The sequence below is a fragment of the Moorena sp. SIO3I6 genome, assembly GCF_010672095.1.
The window spans coordinates 32,059-49,176 of record NZ_JAAHHU010000006.1 but is presented as its reverse complement, the minus strand read 5'-3'; the positions used below and the strand labels follow the sequence as shown (position 1 = coordinate 49,176).

Genomic DNA, 17,118 nt, shown 5'->3' with positions numbered 1-17,118 from the left:
CTAAACTCAAAGGGGAAAGCCTCCTGCCCGTGGGTAAAATCACAGGAGTTTTCGGTTTTCCCCTTACCAAGCAAAATTAGTGATGAGTCAGGGAAATCAAGACAAACTCAAATTGATGGTAGTAGACGATGAGTCTGACAACTTAGATCTACTTTACAGAACCTTCCGCCGAAAATTTCAAGTTTTCAGAGCTAATGATGCCATAACCGCCTTAGATATTTTGGACACCGAAGGAGAGATGGCGATTATTATCTCAGATCAGCGCCTAGGGGGAATGAATGGAACAGAATTCTTAAGCAGGACAGTAGAGCGTTTTCCAGATACAATTCGCATCCTGTTGACTGCCTACACAGATATAGAAGATTTGGTGGCAGCAATTAACTCAGGTCAGGTCTATAAGTACATCACAAAGCCTTGGCAGGGTGAGGAACTAAAAGCAGTGGTGCGACAAGCTGCGGAAACTTACCAAGTGCTAAAAAAAAGAACCAGGGAACTTTCTCGGGCCTTACGACGGGAAGAATTGTTCAATATGGTGACAACGGCAATTCGAGAATCCCTAGATTATAGTAGTCTACTGCAAAAGGTAGTGACCACCATGGGTCAAGCCTTTGATGCTACCGGTTGTATCCTGCGACCGGTAGAGTTCAACCAACTCACACCAGAATGTTTCACCTACAAGGTTTCTGGGGATGGCAATACACCTCATATCCCTAATCCTGATTTGATGATACAACAGGTATTAGATAAACCCGAGACTAAGTCGTGGCCAGAAACAAGGGATGGTCAGAATTCGGTGCATTTGATCGTTCCCCTACCGGACCAACAACAGATCTTAGGGGTGTTGTGTCTCTACCAGCAAGGGAGTGAAGGGTCTTGGAATAAAGAAGATATCCAGCTGATAGAAGCCGTTGCTAAACAAGCAGCGTTAGCGATTTCTCAGGCAAAACTACTCCAACGCACCCAGTTACAGGCTCAGCAGATGCGGGATGAACTAGATGTAGCTCGCCAGATTCAGAATAATTTGCTGCGTCAGAGTTGGCCAGAGATGGAACAGGTGAGAGTGCAAGCTCACTGCACCCCAGCGCGACAGATTGGTGGGGATTTTTTTGAAGTCTATGTTCATCCCCAAGGAGATATATGGCTAGCAGTGGGAGATGTGTCCGGTAAAGGGGTACCTGCTGCCTTACTTATGACCAGTGCCATGTCGATGTTACGACGGGAACTTGCTCAAGAAACATCACCAGACCCAAAAACAGTGATCCAAAATCTTAACCACATCATGTCAGATGACCTCTATCATACCAACTGTTTTATTACCCTGGTCTTGGCTCGTTATACCCCTGACAAGCAACAGTTGGTTTACGCTAATGCTGGTCATACCTATCCTATGGTTTGGTCTGATCACCAAGTAGTCCAACAACACTCAGAGTCAAAAACTCCAGAGCCGACTTACCTTCAGGCTAGGGGTATTCCCTTAGGAATTTTGCCAATTTGGCAGGCGGAATCAGGACATTTAAGATTAAATTCAGGTAGCATCCTGCTACTAACAAGTGATGGAATTACGGAAGCAACCCTGAATCCAGTGAATCCAGTGACAGGTTCTTCATCCGATGGGTCAACCAGCACCAGTTCTAGGCTTGAGTCATCCGGTCTTTGGGAGCTTCTGCTTCAGGAGCCTGCTCCCTTTGACCTGAGTCATTTATTAGCTCGGATTCGAGAGCGTACCAACCCGATTCAGGAAGACGACCAAACCCTAGTATCTCTGGAGGTATTGTAGTGGATGAAAACAGAACTACAGATACCGAGTGACCTCAAGTTTTTGAGCATTGTCGAAAACTGGTTTATGGGGATTTTGCAGGTTGAACTCGGAAATCGTGTTGATTGGCCTAGTCTATCCAATCGTTTGCGATTGGTGTTAGTGGAAGCTTACTCTAACGTAGTTCGTCATGCTCATCGCGATCAACCGAATTTACCGATCTTGATTCGCCTAGAACTCAAAGAACGGGATATTGCTCTGGAGATTTGGGACTATGGTCAAGGATTTGACCCATCCTCTTATAAACCACCGAATCCAGGTGATTTACAGGAAAACGGCTATGGCTGGCTAATTATCCATCGACTAATGGATCGGGTGGAGTATCGCTTACAGGTCAATGGTCGGAATTGCCTGGAGTTGCAAGTCAGCTTAGCCAAGTAGCCCAGTAGCAGGAAAGCTATTTTGGGCATTGCTAAATTCAAAAGGTAATTGTTAATGTAAGCTATCAGCGTGTCGCGTATCAGCTAATGCGCTACTTGAGGTTCTACTTGAGGTGCTTATATCATGTGAGGCTAATTATAGCAACTGAAATATAGTTTAGGACATAGTATTTTGGTTTAAAGGGAGCTTCAACAGCTGGGAGCTTCAACAGCTGGGAGCTTCAACAGCTGGGAGCTCCAACAGCTGGGAAAAGAAATATGTCCTAAGCTTTACTTCGACTGCTATACCCTTAATAAAAATCTCCCCCATCTCCCCCATCTCCCTCATCTCCCCATCTCCCGTTGGGGGAGGGTTTCTGGAGATGATGTAATTACATATAGTGGCGCAACCCGATCGGCAAAATACTCAATATCATCCATTAATTGAGGGTTATTAGCTACTAACTCGTGAATTAAATTTTGTGTCTGAACTTCATTAAGGCGATCTAAAATTTACTCTAAACTAGGACGCTGTTCAACTAGTTCTGGTTTATGCAAGCATACTAATAATGTTAATATGTTGGCAGTAGCCTCCATAATCCTAGAACTACAATAACCTGTGTCTAATTCCTCTTCCTCAAAACCAATATTAATAGGTGCGCTTTCCGCATCTAATTATTAAATTCGCCACGGGTCGCACCTCTTGATAAGGGCGAATATCACTACCTTCAACGTCTGCTGTAATTAATTTCCCCCGTTGAACTACTCTTATAACATGGCCATCGTGATAATAAGCTTTTCCTCTTTGCCAAGATTGGCTACTGGTATAAGAACGAATAATTTCCTGGCTAATTTCTGGAATAGACATTGCTCTGTACCCTGGTATGTATGCTTTTTATCGTAAGCATTCAGCTCAAAGCTCAAAGCTGAGAGCTTTGAGCTTTGAGCTTTTAAATAAAACAAGTAAGCATTCGTTTAATCTTTGTTACGTAAGCTGAACGCGCACGCGTGAGCTTTTAGCTCACGGCTGACGGCTGAATGCTGACGGCTGAATGCTTACGCAGTTATCAATTGGATAAGGTAATTTCCTGCTAGGGAGTAGGGAGTAGGGAGTAGGGAGTAGGGAAGTCAGAAGAGGAAACTACTGAGATTAACTCAATTATACAGGTGATGTGGCGGCGCTTATTGGGAAGAGGGAAAGGAACACAGGCCGCATCTGACAAACTATTAGGATAGTGCGATGTACTTTACGGTAAATCTTGATGAGATTTACATGATCCTGTGTTGGGTTTAACTATCGTTTCACCCAAAATACAACTTTAATGGTATAATAATACTACTTTGAAATCGGTTCATTTATTGTTGGTATAAAGCCTAATTTTAACTGATAAAAAACTATGTATGAACAAGATTTTAACCGTTGGCGAGAAATCCTCGTTGAACAAATAAAAGCCAGAAATTTATCGGCAATTGATTGGGATAATTTGCTGCTTGAGTTAGAGGACATGGGAAAGGCTGAAAAGCGAGCCTTCATTAGCAATTTAACCATCTTGATTGCCCATTTACTCAAAATAATGGTTCAAACTGACGCTGCTGAGTCCATGAAAGGAAGTTGGTATAGTTCAGTCACAGAACATCGGTTTCGTATCCAAAAAGATTTACAAGACAGTCCTTCATTTAAACGTTATTTAGAAGAAGCGATTAGCCCAAAGGGCTACGCTACGCGATCGCTAAAGCTTATCAAGATGCTCGAAGGTTAGCTATAAAAGAAGGTAAAAAAGCCAGCTTTGGCATTCGTAAGCCCAACCCTGAAGACTATCCCAATCAATGTCCTTTTACAATTGAACAGCTATTAGATGAAGACTTTTATGGAGATTAATTTAAAATGCGTTCGCGTAGCGTAGCCCTTTGGGCTAATCGCTTCTCCAAAGATACCAACCCTTGTCCAATTTTTGAAGAACTGAGTGCGATCGCATAAGCGCGGAAGCTGAGGCCGTAGGCCACGCTTTGCGTTCGCGTAGCGTCGGCTTTGCCGAAACGCTTCATCGCACTACTCCGATTAAATTAAACAACTCCATAGCCCTTATATTCCCGAACTTCAGGAGCTTGAGGGCTACCGAACGCCACACAAGCCACCCACGTTTTAACCTCCCCTCACCCATCACAAAATATTCCCTGTCACAAAATCCTTAACTACTAACACCTGTAAATCAAAAACGCGCCGGAATTGGTCGTCATTCGTCAACAAAGCCTCACACCCGCTTCTTATCGCCGTGGCAACCTGAAACCCATCAGGCAGTTTTAAACTATATTTTGCTCGTAACTGTGCAGCTAAAATTCCAATTTTTGTTTCAATTTGTACCATCCTAATTGACTTATGACGCAGGAGAAAATCAACATAATCTTGCTGTAACTTCTGATCGCGATTCTTCAAAGGATTGACCAAACATTCAGCCAACGTCACCGGAGAAATTACTCCTTGTAACTCTCCCCCATCTAACTTATTGATTACCCCTTGTACTACATCGGCAAAAACAGCATGATTCTCTAGATAATAAATCACTGGAGAAGTATCAAGAAAAATAGTCTTAACTCCCTCTAATGCCTCATCTAATATCACTCTGTTTATCTCCAGACTTTTTCCCTTTCTGCCCATTGATCACGCTGGTTATTGACCCATTCTTGAGCATCTTGACCTTCTAACAATTTGGGTGCAATCCCTCTAAACTCTCCCAGAGATCGTTTACATTCTTTATCTAAATTGTCAGTAATATACTGAAGCAAATTTTCATAATCTGACTCATTATATTGATTTTTATCAGCATCTAATCCTGTCTGAGCACTATCCTTTGGTCCCTGATTATTAGGTTGGTATAGCTGCTGAATTAAATCAGCAGTTAATTTATGCTTTAAATCGTTCATCTGATTATAGAGTATTTTTTCTTCATGCTGCAAACGACCAACAACAATTCCAGGATGAATTCCTAACTTATCTGAAAAAGCTTTTACTTTTTCCTTAGAATGAATATAATACAATTCTTCTTCATATTCAGCAGGAATCAACCAGTCTCGCGCCTGTTCATTAGCCTCGCGCTCTTGCTCTGACTCTAGTTTTTCTCCCTGATTCCACTCATCTAGAAAAATAGCATTTTTCTCTTCTTTATCATGCAAAATAATATGAGCAGCTTCATGGAAAAAAGTAAACCAGAAACGGTCATTAGTTTTGCCATAAAGAGACATCTGAATCAGAGGTCGATGAGGATTTAACCACCTTGCTAACCCACTAACCCCCGCAGCTGGGATTTTTTCCACTAACACCCATAACACTCCAGCCTCAAAACAAAGCTGTTGAAGACGTGGTAGAAAATCTTCTGGTGGTAGTACTGTCAATTTTCTAATTTCCTGAACCGCTTTCTCAAACTTGGCGCGGTTGAATTGGGGACAATCTAACTTCTCTACTTTGATTTCACCAAGGCGCATCCAAGTTGTGATGGCACCGGTATTATCCTGTCCAGTACGAGAACGTCGAAAAGACACCGCTAGGTTACCATAACAAGCTCGCCATTGATCAGGAGAAGCCACTCCAAACAGCTGAAGCAGCTCTTGCACAACACGAGGCTTATTTCTTGAATCCAAACGACAGTCACTAATTTGTCCTGCTTTCTGCAATTCCTTTACAGGAAATTCGTCGAGCCAATCTACCCAGCTTTCAAGACGTTCAGCTTCTGCGATTTTTGCTAAAGCAGCACGATATTGAGCTTCTCGTTCGAGCCAAAACCCCTCTGTACTTCCTAATACCCGTGACAGCTTCACTGCGGTATCTTTCGTAATAGGTGCTTTACCATTAACAAGCTGACTAAGGTGTTTAGGAGTATAGCCCAAACGGTCTGCCAAAGCTGCTTGCGTCCAATCTCGTTCTTCCAGCAAATCAGCAATTGTCTCTCCTGGAGGAGAGACCCAATCCGGTTCAAAGGTATAGTTAGAATTAGTCATTATAATCTTCCACAAATAGAATACAAAGCTGATTAACTTTTGACCAATCCAAGCTTTCATCTGCCTTCAAGGGCAACGGTTCAACATCAGCTTGGAATACTAAACGAACTCGTTTATGTAGGTCGAGAGCAAATAGGTGTTTAAAATTAGAAAATTTCTGATAAAAGCTTTTGCCTAATTTATGGGACTGCACGGCATGAGGTCTTGCTGCCACTAACTCCGTGACCGCTTTGGCTGCGAATAAATCTGATCATCGCCTTTTGAGCTTTTGTGCTGCTTTTGCTCCTAATTGCTTTTGAGCTGATGATTGCTCACATAGCTTTTTCAGTTTTGGATATGCGAAACTGACATTAATACCTATACTCACACTAATAGTTTACCACATTGGTAAACTATTTCAAGATAAATAATTTTTTCCACAAGAACAGGCTAGAGAACAGGCTATGTCTGTCTATAGGCTCCGCCTCAATTCTGAACGAAGCCCCATACCATTCTCTATACCTTGACTATATATAGCCAATGAATCGGAGCGGCGGGATTTGAACCCACGACCCCCACTACCCCAAAGTGGTGCGCTACCAAGCTGCGCTACGCCCCGGAAAACCTTATTTACTATACCACACTATTCGAGATTTGAACAACCAAACTAAAATACTTTCACAGACTTAGCTGCTGCTAGCAACCCTGGAACCGCTGTTGCCACCCAGCTCCCCTCACAACAGCGTCCCTGATTCAAAATCAACCGTAGCGTATAAGCGGAAGGATAGCCCTCTACCTCCATCCATAGCCAATCGCTTTCTGCTTCGCAAGTGATTTTCTCTTCATCCATCAACTCACTTGCCATCTCACTCATAGTCTGAGCTAATTGCAGCAACAAGCGACAAAAGTCATTCAACTCCGACTCCGTTAGCTCAAATGCCCAGTCCTCACCACCCACTAAACCTTTATAGTTAGGAGCCTCAGGATCCCAACCAATACGCCAGCCTTCTCCATGTTTAACCAGACGTTCCATAAACCTGATTCTGCCCAATTCACCAACAAGTCAATTAGGTTTGAGTAACTGAGCATCTCCTGGTTGAGGTAAAGATACTCCTCTTCTAGGATTAGAGGTTGTGGCAGGTGATGTAGGATTGGAGGTTGTAGCAGGTGATGGTGTGGCAGGTGATGGTTGTGTGCTCGACTCTGGTGCCACAGTTTCACTGCGATTGGGATTGAATATGTTGACTAAAACGCTTACTAATGCATCCCGTTCGGCACGAGTTAATTGTTCTATCGCTGCAATATCCCCTTCCATGGGATTTTCGGTTAAGGTATCCCCACTGGGATACTGGGATGCGACTAGGTAATCGTACGCACCTAGATAGTCAGCCATGGTCAATTTCCAATCAAAACGGTAATTGGGCAACCGTTTTTTACCATAGACGTGATACCGAATTAAGCGGTTAACCAGGGTATTATTGGCAGCTACTTCACCGCTTTCTTTACTAATGTATTGGTTCTCTTGTGGTAAATCCGGTAAACGCTGATATACTACCTTGCTAAGCTCAGGGGGAATAAAAAACTGGGCGACAGCAGGCTGTGCTCCTAGGAGCTGGAAGACACCGGACCCTTGGTCGTGGGATTCCCACAGCAATAGTAAACCACTCGTCAAAGTGGTAAGAGCTAAACCTAGCGCTAGTTTAATTCCATTAGTCTTGTACATTGCTTCGATACGGCTATGGAACATTCCGACACAACCTTAAGATGAAACTAGGGAATGAACTACTCTTGCCCCTGACGCCCTTACCCCCTGACTCACTCAGCACTATAGCTTAGTCCGCAATAATCTCTGGCTGGGTCAATTCATCAGACATCTCAACAATTGCTCGCAGCACTGGCTTCATGGATGGCTCATCTAGACTTTCAAAATCTTCGAAGCGACGGCGCTTGGCACGGCTGGCCACTTGTACAGTGATCCGATAACGATTAGAAGCTGCACTTACTAGCTGCTCCGTCCGTTGCAGAATGTCCATTGAATCAAAGTTATAGCTTTTGTGCAGCATAAGGTTTATCAGGTTTTGCTATTTCTGGTTAAAATCAGTATCGCCCCCTCTACCCTAGCATACTTCACTCCTAAACTAGGGGTTACCCCTGATACAAGTCATAAAACTTTTCTTGAGGTTAATAATATACCATCAAAAAGTGAAAGAATTTGTGAAGTTGCGTGATTGCTACTTACATTGCTTGCTATGTATGACAATAATAAGAAAGAACAGTGAATTTGTACTATCTATACCTCATCTACTAACTATACCGAAACTATATATCTAACCAAGGCTGGGAAGTTCTACCAAACTATCCCAGCCTACTTATGTTTGACACTCTCCGCCTTGCGCATAGCGGGGATTCCTAGATCAACGAACCGCCTTAAACCGCCGAGTTCCTATCTTTGACTCTGCCAAAAATGGGACAGTACAAAACCCGCAAATCCGTTCAAGACCAAATTCCCAGTCAATTCACGACAGACCCAGAGGGCAGTTCTTCTTAGGCGTTTAAGTACTTATTGGAAGTGCCTTAAAAAGTCTGTTTCTCTTCCTTTGCTCAGGTTTCGGTGTGCCGGAGACGAAACCTTAGAAGAGTGGAGCCTTAATAAAAAAGTTTTAACCCTTTTATGCATAGCCTGTAACCCTTAAAGGCGACCCTCTGATTACGGTAACTTCTAACCCCACCGTACCTTGCTTATCGTGCATAGTGATTTTTCTGGGTTCACACGCCAACTGTTAATTGACGATTAGGTTTTTTAAGAGGACTTTCCTTACCCTCTAGGCATTACTCCTTTATGGTCAATCAGTGACGGGTCTCTCTCCCGGCTGAGCCAACGGTTTTGCCGCCTGTACCTATCTTAATTATACAACAAACTTCGTGTATAATATTAAGTTTTTTCTTGTTTCAATCAAAAGCCGTCCTAGAAGGACGGGGCTTTAAACCCAAAATTTTTGGTAAATGGGGTCTGTACATGGTATCTCTCAATAGTATCGCAGCACCGATGCGATCGCATTGATGGGCTACCTTAGGGGTCAGAGTACTTAGATTGACTCCTGTGGTAGATGTACCTTTTACATATACAAAAAATCATACCATTGCTAAGCTATCAAGAGTGTGTCGAGTTGTTAACAATTATCTGACCAAATAAATCTTGTCTATGCAAACACTTGCCGCTCCTAGCTTTGAGTCATTCCATCAGCTTCAAAGAACTCCCCTGAAGTTCGTTGTCCTCGGAGATAGTCTGATCTATGGATTTGGAGATCCAGAAGGTGGCGGCTGGGTAGAGCGACTGCGACGTCAGTGGATGTTACCCGATAGTCCTGGTCATGTACTCTACAATTTGGGAGTTCGGGGTGATGGGGTTACCCAAGTCCACAAGCGACTAGAACATGAATTTCGCAGTCGTGGTGAACTCAGAAACCGTGTACCAGATGCCATTATTTTATCGGTGGGCGTTAACGATTCAGCCCGTTTAGGACGTCCCGATGGCAAGAATTTTACTAATTTTGAGAGTTTCCAGGAAGAACTAGCCAATCTGCTTGAGCTAGCTCAGCAACTCTGTCCAGTGCTATTTGTGGGCATGGTACCAGTTGATGAAAGGAAAATGCCCTTTCTCGATTGTTTTTACTACACTCATGCTGACCAGTACTACTACAAAGAAGCAACTCGCCTTGCGTGTCTGAAGCGTCAAATTCCCTATCTGGACATTTTTGATTTATGGACGTCCCGTGGTTATGATTGGTGCTTCCAACACCTATCTCCAGATGGTCTCCATCCCAATGTGGCTGGTTATCAGCAATTATTACAAGACATCCTGCTCTGGAACCCCTTAGCCCAACTCAACTCCTTAAGCCTAGCGACAGCCTAAACTATACCGTGTGGAGATACCAGTTACAGGATTTACCCCAGTAGCACGCTTACACATCAGTTTAGCCTGATAGCGGTCAATCAAGGCATCAGTAAAATCAGCACCAGTTATCTCGGCATCGTAAAACCTGGTGCTATTCATAATTGCCTTGGTCAAAATAGCATTGGTCAAAATAGCTTGGTCTAAAAATACCCGATCTGCCAAAGAATTGGTCAGATTTGCACCTTCGAGATTGGCTTTCAATAAATTGGCCTTGGTGAAGATAGATCCACTCAGGTCAGCACCTTGGAAGTTTGTGCCTCGCATTTCAGCGCCTGCAAATACGCCACCAACTAAATTCTGATTGGAATAGTCATGATAACTCAAATCCGTAAGGGCATGATTTACTGTATTCTCCTGAGCATAGGCAGGAGTAGCCGATAAAAGCACCCATAGCCAAGCCATAACCAGAACTAAAATTAGTCCCAATAAGCGTCGCCAAATCACCCTAATCACTTGTCAACCTGACTCCTTAAAACTTAAAGCCTAAAACTCCCTCTCTAACCAATCTTCACCGACTCGAATCGTCAGCTCAGATTTGAGATGACCAGTAGAGGATGCTTCTACTCTACCTAGTCCCAGGACTTTTTTGACAATATCTGCTGTTTTTATGTCCCCTTGCTGAACAATAATCTCAGTCTGGGACAAGCGGTCAGGCCAATCTGAGACATAATAGACATTGTAGAAGTCATTTCTGGCTAAATACCGGGCAACACGGCGACCAAGTTCTGGGTCATCGGTAGCATTTTGAATTGCAATTCTGACCCGATGGGGTGAACGGCGGCGCTTTAATGAACTCTTGTATTTGGGCTCTTGCTCGAAATACTCACTCATCACTCGGTCTCGCCCTCGTGAATTCATCAGCCAGTAACTGGCAATGTATTCATCAGCCTTGCTGAATCGACCGGGCAAGAGTACCATTCTGATATTATCTTTGCCAACCTCTAGACCAAAACCGACCAGTGCCAAGATTTCCTCTAAGCTAAGATTAGTATCAATATACTGCTGCATCACTCGCAGGATTTTTGGTAAACGAGGCACGACACTGGGAGTAACTAAACGCTGGCGCAGTGCCTTGAGTAAGATCTGCTGCCGCTGTATCCGAGCAATATCACCATTGTCTTTTCGGTATCGAGCAAATTGTTCGGCTTGGTCTCCATTCAAGGTTTGCCACCCTGGTTCTAAATCAATTTCCAGTTTCTGAGTGAGATCTACATATTCCATCCTCTCAGGCACAAAGACTTCCAGCCCACCGACCAAGTCCACAAGTTCCCGAAATGCATCAGTGGTAATGCGCACATACCTATCAATTGGCACATCATTTAAGGTACGGCTAACCACTTCTGCGGTTAAGGTAGATCCACCTTTGACATTGGCATCGTTAATTTTAACTATCCCAACACCGGGAATTTCTATTCTCGTATCCCGTGGAATTGAAAGCATATTCACGGAGTGGTCCTTGGGGTCTAAGCGCAACAGCAATAGGGTATCACTGCGACCACCAAAAACCTCTGGGGAACCTGGCAACGCATCTGGGACTCGGTCTATGCCCATCACCAGGATATTCACCGGTCGTGACAGGTTGTAGGGAAAGCTTTTACGCCAAGACTTGTGCTCAGAAGCGGCTGGTTGATTCTGGGGGATTTTAGCCTTTTCGGGTTGAGAATGGGATTTAATCAGGGGCGACAATGGGGTAACTAGGGCTAAGGTAGCTCCCAAAGCCGCAGAAATAACTGCTGTCAGGACAAAAGCGCTACTCCAGAATACCCACCGCAAATAGGGGGCAAAGGTTAATCTTAATCCAGACACAGAAGCGTCTAGGTCTGTAGTCAGGTCAAGCTGAGAGTAGGAAACTCCTGTATCACCCTCTTGGGGTGATGGTTGGGGTGTTGAAGCTGAGGCATTATTAATCACACCTGTATCCAAATCTACCTATGAATTGTGATGACTGTTAAAGGATTCAAGTTCCAAGCCTATAGTTGGCTATCCAATTAAACTGTAGCCTTTGGGTACAGTTTAAGATATTGTTGTTGGCCTATAAGTCTATAAGTCTGTAAGTCAAAGCCAATAAAGCATTTTGCCTACCTTCAAAGTGGCTTAATTGAAAAAAGCGCTTTGGCTACCCACGGCTAAAGCTCCTGGTGAAAGCGCTTTGAGGAACATCTAAGAGTGATTAGTCCTTTGTGATCAATGCACAACAGCAATCCCTGAACAGGGATGAAGGAATTGGTGGACAAATGACTAATTTAAGGACTAATGTAAGAACTAATGTAATGGCTAAAGAAGTACTTTAACCATTTTTCATAATCTACAGCCAATAGCAGCTGAATCAGGGAAAGTGAGGTTAGTATGTAGCAGAAAACTACAGTTAAGGCTACATCATGGATAACTCTCTCATCCCTGTGATTCTTGCTGGTGGCAAAGGAGAACGGTTTTGGCCGTTGAGCCGTAAGCACCGACCCAAGCAGTTTTTATGTTTGGATGGTAGTGGCAAGAGTCTTTTGCAGGCAACGGCTGACCGATTGAGTAAGCTGACGGTCGGGCCAGAACACTTGTGGGTGATTACTTCTGCTATGTTAGCTGAGGGAGTGACTCAACAACTACCATCATTACCCCAGAAGCATCTATTAGCGGAACCAGAAGGACGGGATACAGCACCAGCGGTTGCTTGGGCAACTCTAGAGATTGCTAAGGCTTACGGAGAAGATGCGGTAGTGGGCTTTTTCCCTGCTGACCACTGGATTGAAGATGAGCAAGGGTTTCAGCAAACTATCAAGGCGGCTGCTCAATTGGCTGCCGCTGAGTCATCGATTGTAACCTTAGGCATCACCCCCCAATACCCTTCTACAGGCTACGGTTACATTGAGCAAGGTGATAAGACTGGCACGTTTGAGGGATTGCCAGTGTATCAGGTCAGTCGGTTCACCGAAAAGCCTAACCAGGAGACGGCTGAGGAATTTTTGTCTACTGGTCGATTCAGCTGGAACAGTGGGATGTTCATTTTCCGGGCTGGGGTAGTTTTAGATGAATTGCGCACCCATGCACCAGAAATTATTGCCCCTTTAGAAGAAAAAGGTGTGGCGGCTTATGCTGAGCTAGAGAAGAAAAGTATTGACTATGCTTTGATGGAAAAAACAAAGCTAGCTTATGTTTTACCAGCCTCCTTTGGTTGGGATGATTTGGGAGATTGGAATGCCTTAGAACGCTTGCATAATGGCGATGCTAAAAATGTCGCAATGGCTAATCATGTAGAACTGGATACTCAAGGAGCAATTGTCTACTCTAGTAGTGACGATGAGGTGATTGTTACTATTGGTTTAGACGATGTGGTGGTGGTACGCGATCGCAATGCTACCTTAATTGCAAAAAAAGACCGTACCCAGGACATCAAAAAAGCTATCAAAGTTCTCCAAAATAAAAAATTTCAAGATTTTTTGTAATTAATGGCTTCTCACTTTTATAGGTTAACCACATTATAATTATGCTGAACGTCAGAGTGCTTCATAATATATAGTTCAGGGTTTTATCATTATTAATTAGTCAGTGGTGCTCTTAATTTTCTGACTAAATTATCTAATCTGAACTAGAAAAAACTATAGAAAAAAAATAGACAAAGTTAGGCTAGCGATGAAGTGTATAAACAGCGGAACAGGGAACAGGGAACAGGGAACAGGTAACAGGGAACAGGGAACAGGGAACAGGTAACAGGGAACAGGGAACAGGGAACAGGGAACAGGGAGCAGGGAACAGGGAACAGGGAACAGGGAACAGGGAACCGAAAAAGTATGGATTTTAAGGCAATAGTTAATACGTCATATAAATAGATAAAAACCTATCACAAATATCTATGATAAATACTATAAATGTATTCATAAAACTTATTTAAAAAATAAGTAATTTTTATTGATGAATTTTTGCTCCATGGGCGACTTATTTTTATGGCTGCTTATTTTTTAAAAACTTAGGTTATTTGACTGGAAGAAGGTCTATTGCCCGATTGCTAACGCTTTGTTTCAAGAAAGAACATTATCCCACTGTCAATCCTTAGCTATAGACCTTAGACATACACAGTTTGGTTAATTGGTCGATTATTAATAGATATTAAGCAATAGAATGCGATGCTCGGTACGAGCCGCTACGCGATGAAGCGAACGCGCCCCGCGTGGCCAAAGGCCTCAGCTTCCGCTAAAAGCGAAGGCAAATCCCTTGGAACAAAACTAACCCTGACTATCAAGTAATCTTGACAAAAACGGAGATAATGCTTTGGTAGTGTTGCAGACTGGAAAACCTGTCCGGCTGTTCAACCCCACCGCAATCTAACCTAAGGTCAAAAAAGAAGAGTTTTATCGTAATTGATGCCAATTCCTGATACTATATCATCGGCTCAGTAATATAATTTAACCGATTAACCCGATATGTGGATTGACAAAAAGTTGATCAATTCCCATCTCTCCATCCTGCAATTTTCCTATCTTCCCATCCCTACTCAACCCAGTTTTACGATCACAGCAAGCAGTCAGCTAATATGCATTTAAATTTCCACCTCAAGTAGCGTGACCTACGGTCAATCGCGACCCTTGTGCAAAAGCCAGTCTACCATCTCCCGATCTCCCAGTCTCCCAATCTCCCCATCTCCCAATCTCCTGATCAGCCCCTATTCACAATTGAAATGTGTGACAGATTATTCTAGGGGTTATGCGATGAAGCTTCGCTTCCGCTAAAAGCGATGAAGCTTTGCTTCCGCTAAAAGCAAACGCATCTAGTCACTTTTCTCCCTGCAACAGAAAATTGCCAATATGAGGAGACTGTGAAGCCATTGCCCACTATAATAAAGTCTTGTTAAAAGGCAACTCCTATAAAAATGGCAATTTGAGGCTCAATCCTGATTTAGATATGCAAACCGGGAATATTCCTTTGCTAAACCCAATAGCAAGCCATTATCCTGCCATTGGTTGCTAAATTGAGCAAGAGAAGTAGTTCTGCTAAGACTAAAATCAACTGTAAAATCTATGCCAACTTTTCGTTATATATTAGCTGTGGGTGTGGGGACGGCAATTGCCTTGAGCGGCATGGAATCCGGAGCCTCAGAAGATTTACCATCACTTACTAAGCCTCAGAGTAACTCAGTAGCTACACCTAACCAAGAATCCTTAACAGAAGCAGCCCCAAACCCAGAGGTAGGGAAGCTAGTGGTAGAAGTCATGGATAACACTACCCCAGCTTCCAATCAACCAGAGCAACAGGAGTCTATTCCCTCTGTAGATTCCTCACTCTCAGAAGCAGAATTAGTCCAAGAAGAATTAGTCCAAGAAATTATTGATCAAACCATCCTGCCTACTGACCAGCCAAAGCAGGAGGAGTCGATTCCTGCGGTGGCTGAACTAGCAGCGCCATTCGCCGAAGGCGACGCTTCGCGAACGGAATCCGTAGACGTTGGTGAGGATACGGTGGTTGAATCTGCCACAGGGGAAAACCCTGAATTAATGTCACAAACCTCTGGAAGCTCAGGAACCCCTGGAACCTCTGCGCCAGAGTTTCTTGATCCTGACCCCAATCCTTTATCATTTCCTACCCAAAGCCAGGAAGTCCAGATCGATATCACACAGCCCATTACCCTGCAACAGACCATAGAACTGGCAAAGCGTAATAATCAGGAATTACAGCAAGCGCAACTGACCTTGGAACGTAATCAGTTTGTTCTCCAAGAAGCCTTAAGTGCTTGGTATCCTAATTTGACAACAACTGCAGGAATTAACTATGCCGATAGTGCATCAGGACAGGTATCAGACGAGATAAGAGTCCAGCAAGGATTACTTCCAATCAATGAGCCGTCAGGAACTTTCAATGCAGCCCTAAGGTTAGATTATAACCTATACACTAGTGGGCAACGACCAGCACAAGTCCGGCTAGGGGAGGAACAGGTAAAGTTGCAGCAGCTGGAGGTAGAACGGCTTTCTGAAGAGATCAGACTTCAGGTCACCCTTGCCTATTACAATTTACAAGAGGCTGATGCTCGAGTTGAAATTTCCCAAGCGGCAGTCACTGAGTCTGCTCAGATTTTACGGGATACCGAGTTACTGGAACAAGCTGGCTTAGGCACCCGATTTGAGGTCTTGCAACAGCAGGTTGAGCTAGCCAATGACTCTCAAGGGTTGACCAATGCTCTGAGTGACCAACGTATTGCCCGACGTCAGCTGGCGGAGTTATTAAACTTATCTCAATCCGCAGAAATTACGGCAGCCGATCCCATCGAAATTGCTGGAAGTTGGGATTTATCTCTAGAACAGAGCCTGATCCTGTCTTATAAAAACCGATCTGAGTTGGAACAGCAACTGGTGCAACGAAAGATCAACAAGGAACAGCGCACCATTGCTCTGGCTGCGGTCAGACCCCAGGTGAGTGTATTTGGTCAAATCGACCTATTTGATAACTTCAATGATACTGTTACCATGGGTGATGGTTACTCGGTAGGGGCAACATTGCAGTGGAATTTCTTTGATGGGGGAGCAGCAATGGCTAGAGCCAGGCAGGAAGATATTGATATTGCCTTAGCTGAAAGCAGTTTTGCTGACCAACGGGATGAAATACGCTTTGAGATCGAACAAGCTTATTCTCAATTAAACTCCAATGAAGAGAGTATTGAAACGGCATCCTTTGCCCTAGAAGTAGCAGAAGAGAGCCTCCGGCTAGCTCGGTTAAGATTTCAGGCAGGGGTTGGTACCCAAACCGACGTAATTAACCAGCAAACCGCCCTTACCCGGGCTAGGATTAACCAACTTACTGCAATTCTGGGCTACAACCGCGCTCTGGCCAACTTGCAACGGGCAGTGAGTAATCTACCAGACAGTAAAGTTAGTGATATTCCGTAGTATTCGATCTTAATTGAATTAAGGGGTAAACTAGACTTGTCCCAATTAGGCACTAAGTATTAGATACTAAGTATTAGATCTTAGGTATTAGACACTAGGTATTAGACCCTAGGTATTAGACCCTAGGTATCAGACGTTAAGGACTAACTT

Annotated in this window: 19 protein-coding genes and 1 tRNA gene; 7 read left to right on the top strand and 13 right to left on the bottom strand. The window is 43.7% G+C overall.

From position 1 onward, the window contains the following. Positions 1–82 precede the first annotated feature (82 nt). Both F6K49_RS04535 and F6K49_RS04530 read left to right on the top strand, forming a co-directional pair. On the top strand, positions 83–1,777 hold the full coding sequence (locus F6K49_RS04535) for a SpoIIE family protein phosphatase (RefSeq protein WP_293025968.1): 1,695 nt from the start codon (positions 83–85) through the stop codon (positions 1,775–1,777). 3 nt (positions 1,778–1,780) lie between these two features. Continuing rightward, the gene (locus F6K49_RS04530) at positions 1,781–2,197 is read left to right on the top strand and encodes an anti-sigma regulatory factor (protein ID WP_293025943.1); all 417 of its coding nucleotides are present in this window, start codon (positions 1,781–1,783) and stop codon (positions 2,195–2,197) included. Between the two features lie 204 nt (positions 2,198–2,401). On the opposite strand, the gene F6K49_RS04525 is transcribed toward F6K49_RS04530, so the two are convergent. From F6K49_RS04525 to F6K49_RS04515, 3 genes are all read right to left on the bottom strand, one after another. After that, positions 2,402–2,524 (bottom strand): hypothetical protein, encoded by a 123-nt coding sequence (locus F6K49_RS04525; protein WP_293025945.1) that lies wholly within the window; start codon positions 2,522–2,524, stop codon positions 2,402–2,404. A 300-nt stretch (positions 2,525–2,824) separates the two neighbouring features. Continuing rightward, a complete protein-coding gene (locus tag F6K49_RS04520) occupies positions 2,825–3,043 on the bottom strand; it encodes a hypothetical protein (protein ID WP_293025947.1) in 219 nt (72 codons plus the stop codon). A 223-nt stretch (positions 3,044–3,266) separates the two neighbouring features. Beyond that, entirely contained in the window at positions 3,267–3,398 is a 132-nt protein-coding gene (locus F6K49_RS04515; protein ID WP_293025949.1) for a hypothetical protein, read from the bottom strand. 174 nt (positions 3,399–3,572) lie between these two features. Here F6K49_RS04515 and F6K49_RS04510 point away from each other — a divergent pair, with 174 nt between their 5' ends. Beyond that, positions 3,573–3,935, top strand: coding sequence for a DUF29 domain-containing protein (locus F6K49_RS04510; RefSeq protein ID WP_293025951.1), 363 nt, complete (start codon positions 3,573–3,575; stop codon positions 3,933–3,935). Next, complete coding sequence (locus F6K49_RS04505; protein WP_364303730.1) at positions 3,902–4,054, top strand: DUF29 family protein; 153 nt, start codon at positions 3,902–3,904, stop codon at positions 4,052–4,054. Before F6K49_RS04510 ends, F6K49_RS04505 begins: the two co-directional genes overlap by 34 nt. Here the strand turns inward: F6K49_RS04505 and F6K49_RS04500 are convergent. The 8 genes from F6K49_RS04500 to F6K49_RS04465 form a co-directional block, all read right to left on the bottom strand. Then, positions 4,051–4,221, bottom strand: coding sequence for a hypothetical protein (locus tag F6K49_RS04500; protein ID WP_293025953.1), 171 nt, complete (start codon positions 4,219–4,221; stop codon positions 4,051–4,053). The two genes, F6K49_RS04505 and F6K49_RS04500, sit on opposite strands and share 4 nt — an antisense overlap. 115 nt (positions 4,222–4,336) lie before the next feature. After that, positions 4,337–4,795, bottom strand: coding sequence for a PIN domain-containing protein (locus F6K49_RS04495; protein ID WP_293070594.1), 459 nt, complete (start codon positions 4,793–4,795; stop codon positions 4,337–4,339). Between the two features lie 5 nt (positions 4,796–4,800). Beyond that, entirely contained in the window at positions 4,801–6,168 is a 1,368-nt protein-coding gene (locus F6K49_RS04490; RefSeq protein ID WP_293025956.1) for a HigA family addiction module antitoxin, read from the bottom strand. Beyond that, a complete protein-coding gene (locus F6K49_RS04485) occupies positions 6,161–6,382 on the bottom strand; it encodes a hypothetical protein (protein ID WP_293025958.1) in 222 nt (73 codons plus the stop codon). Before F6K49_RS04485 ends, F6K49_RS04490 begins: the two co-directional genes overlap by 8 nt. A 310-nt stretch (positions 6,383–6,692) precedes the next feature. Next, positions 6,693–6,766 (bottom strand) — tRNA-Pro (locus tag F6K49_RS04480). 48 nt (positions 6,767–6,814) lie between these two features. Continuing rightward, positions 6,815–7,180 (bottom strand): DUF1818 family protein, encoded by a 366-nt coding sequence (locus F6K49_RS04475; protein WP_293025960.1) that lies wholly within the window; start codon positions 7,178–7,180, stop codon positions 6,815–6,817. A 30-nt stretch (positions 7,181–7,210) separates the two neighbouring features. After that, entirely contained in the window at positions 7,211–7,870 is a 660-nt protein-coding gene (locus F6K49_RS04470) for a hypothetical protein (protein WP_293070591.1), read from the bottom strand. A 109-nt stretch (positions 7,871–7,979) separates the two neighbouring features. Beyond that, positions 7,980–8,207: a DNA-directed RNA polymerase subunit omega gene (locus tag F6K49_RS04465; RefSeq protein ID WP_334220033.1), complete on the bottom strand. Its 228-nt coding sequence runs from the start codon at positions 8,205–8,207 to the stop codon at positions 7,980–7,982. A gap of 1,142 nt (positions 8,208–9,349) precedes the next feature. Between F6K49_RS04465 and F6K49_RS04460 the strand changes: the two genes are divergently transcribed. After that, positions 9,350–10,060, top strand: a complete 711-nt coding sequence (locus F6K49_RS04460; protein WP_293046805.1) for a GDSL-type esterase/lipase family protein — start codon at positions 9,350–9,352, stop codon at positions 10,058–10,060. Here the strand turns inward: F6K49_RS04460 and F6K49_RS04455 are convergent. Together F6K49_RS04455 and F6K49_RS04450 are read right to left on the bottom strand one after the other, a co-directional pair. After that, complete coding sequence (locus F6K49_RS04455; RefSeq protein WP_293030096.1) at positions 10,046–10,555, bottom strand: pentapeptide repeat-containing protein; 510 nt, start codon at positions 10,553–10,555, stop codon at positions 10,046–10,048. The two genes, F6K49_RS04460 and F6K49_RS04455, sit on opposite strands and share 15 nt — an antisense overlap. 30 nt (positions 10,556–10,585) lie before the next feature. Next, positions 10,586–12,025, bottom strand: a complete 1,440-nt coding sequence (locus F6K49_RS04450; protein WP_075899763.1) for an LCP family protein — start codon at positions 12,023–12,025, stop codon at positions 10,586–10,588. Positions 12,026–12,480: 455 nt separating this feature from the next. Between F6K49_RS04450 and F6K49_RS04445 the strand changes: the two genes are divergently transcribed. Beyond that, positions 12,481–13,539 carry a mannose-1-phosphate guanylyltransferase gene (locus F6K49_RS04445; RefSeq protein WP_293030090.1) on the top strand — a complete coding sequence of 353 codons (1,059 nt, stop codon included), beginning with the start codon at positions 12,481–12,483 and terminating at the stop codon, positions 13,537–13,539. Positions 13,540–15,108: 1,569 nt separating this feature from the next. Next, positions 15,109–16,968, top strand: a complete 1,860-nt coding sequence (locus tag F6K49_RS04440) for a TolC family protein (protein ID WP_293043975.1) — start codon at positions 15,109–15,111, stop codon at positions 16,966–16,968. Positions 16,969–17,118: the final 150 nt, after the last annotated feature.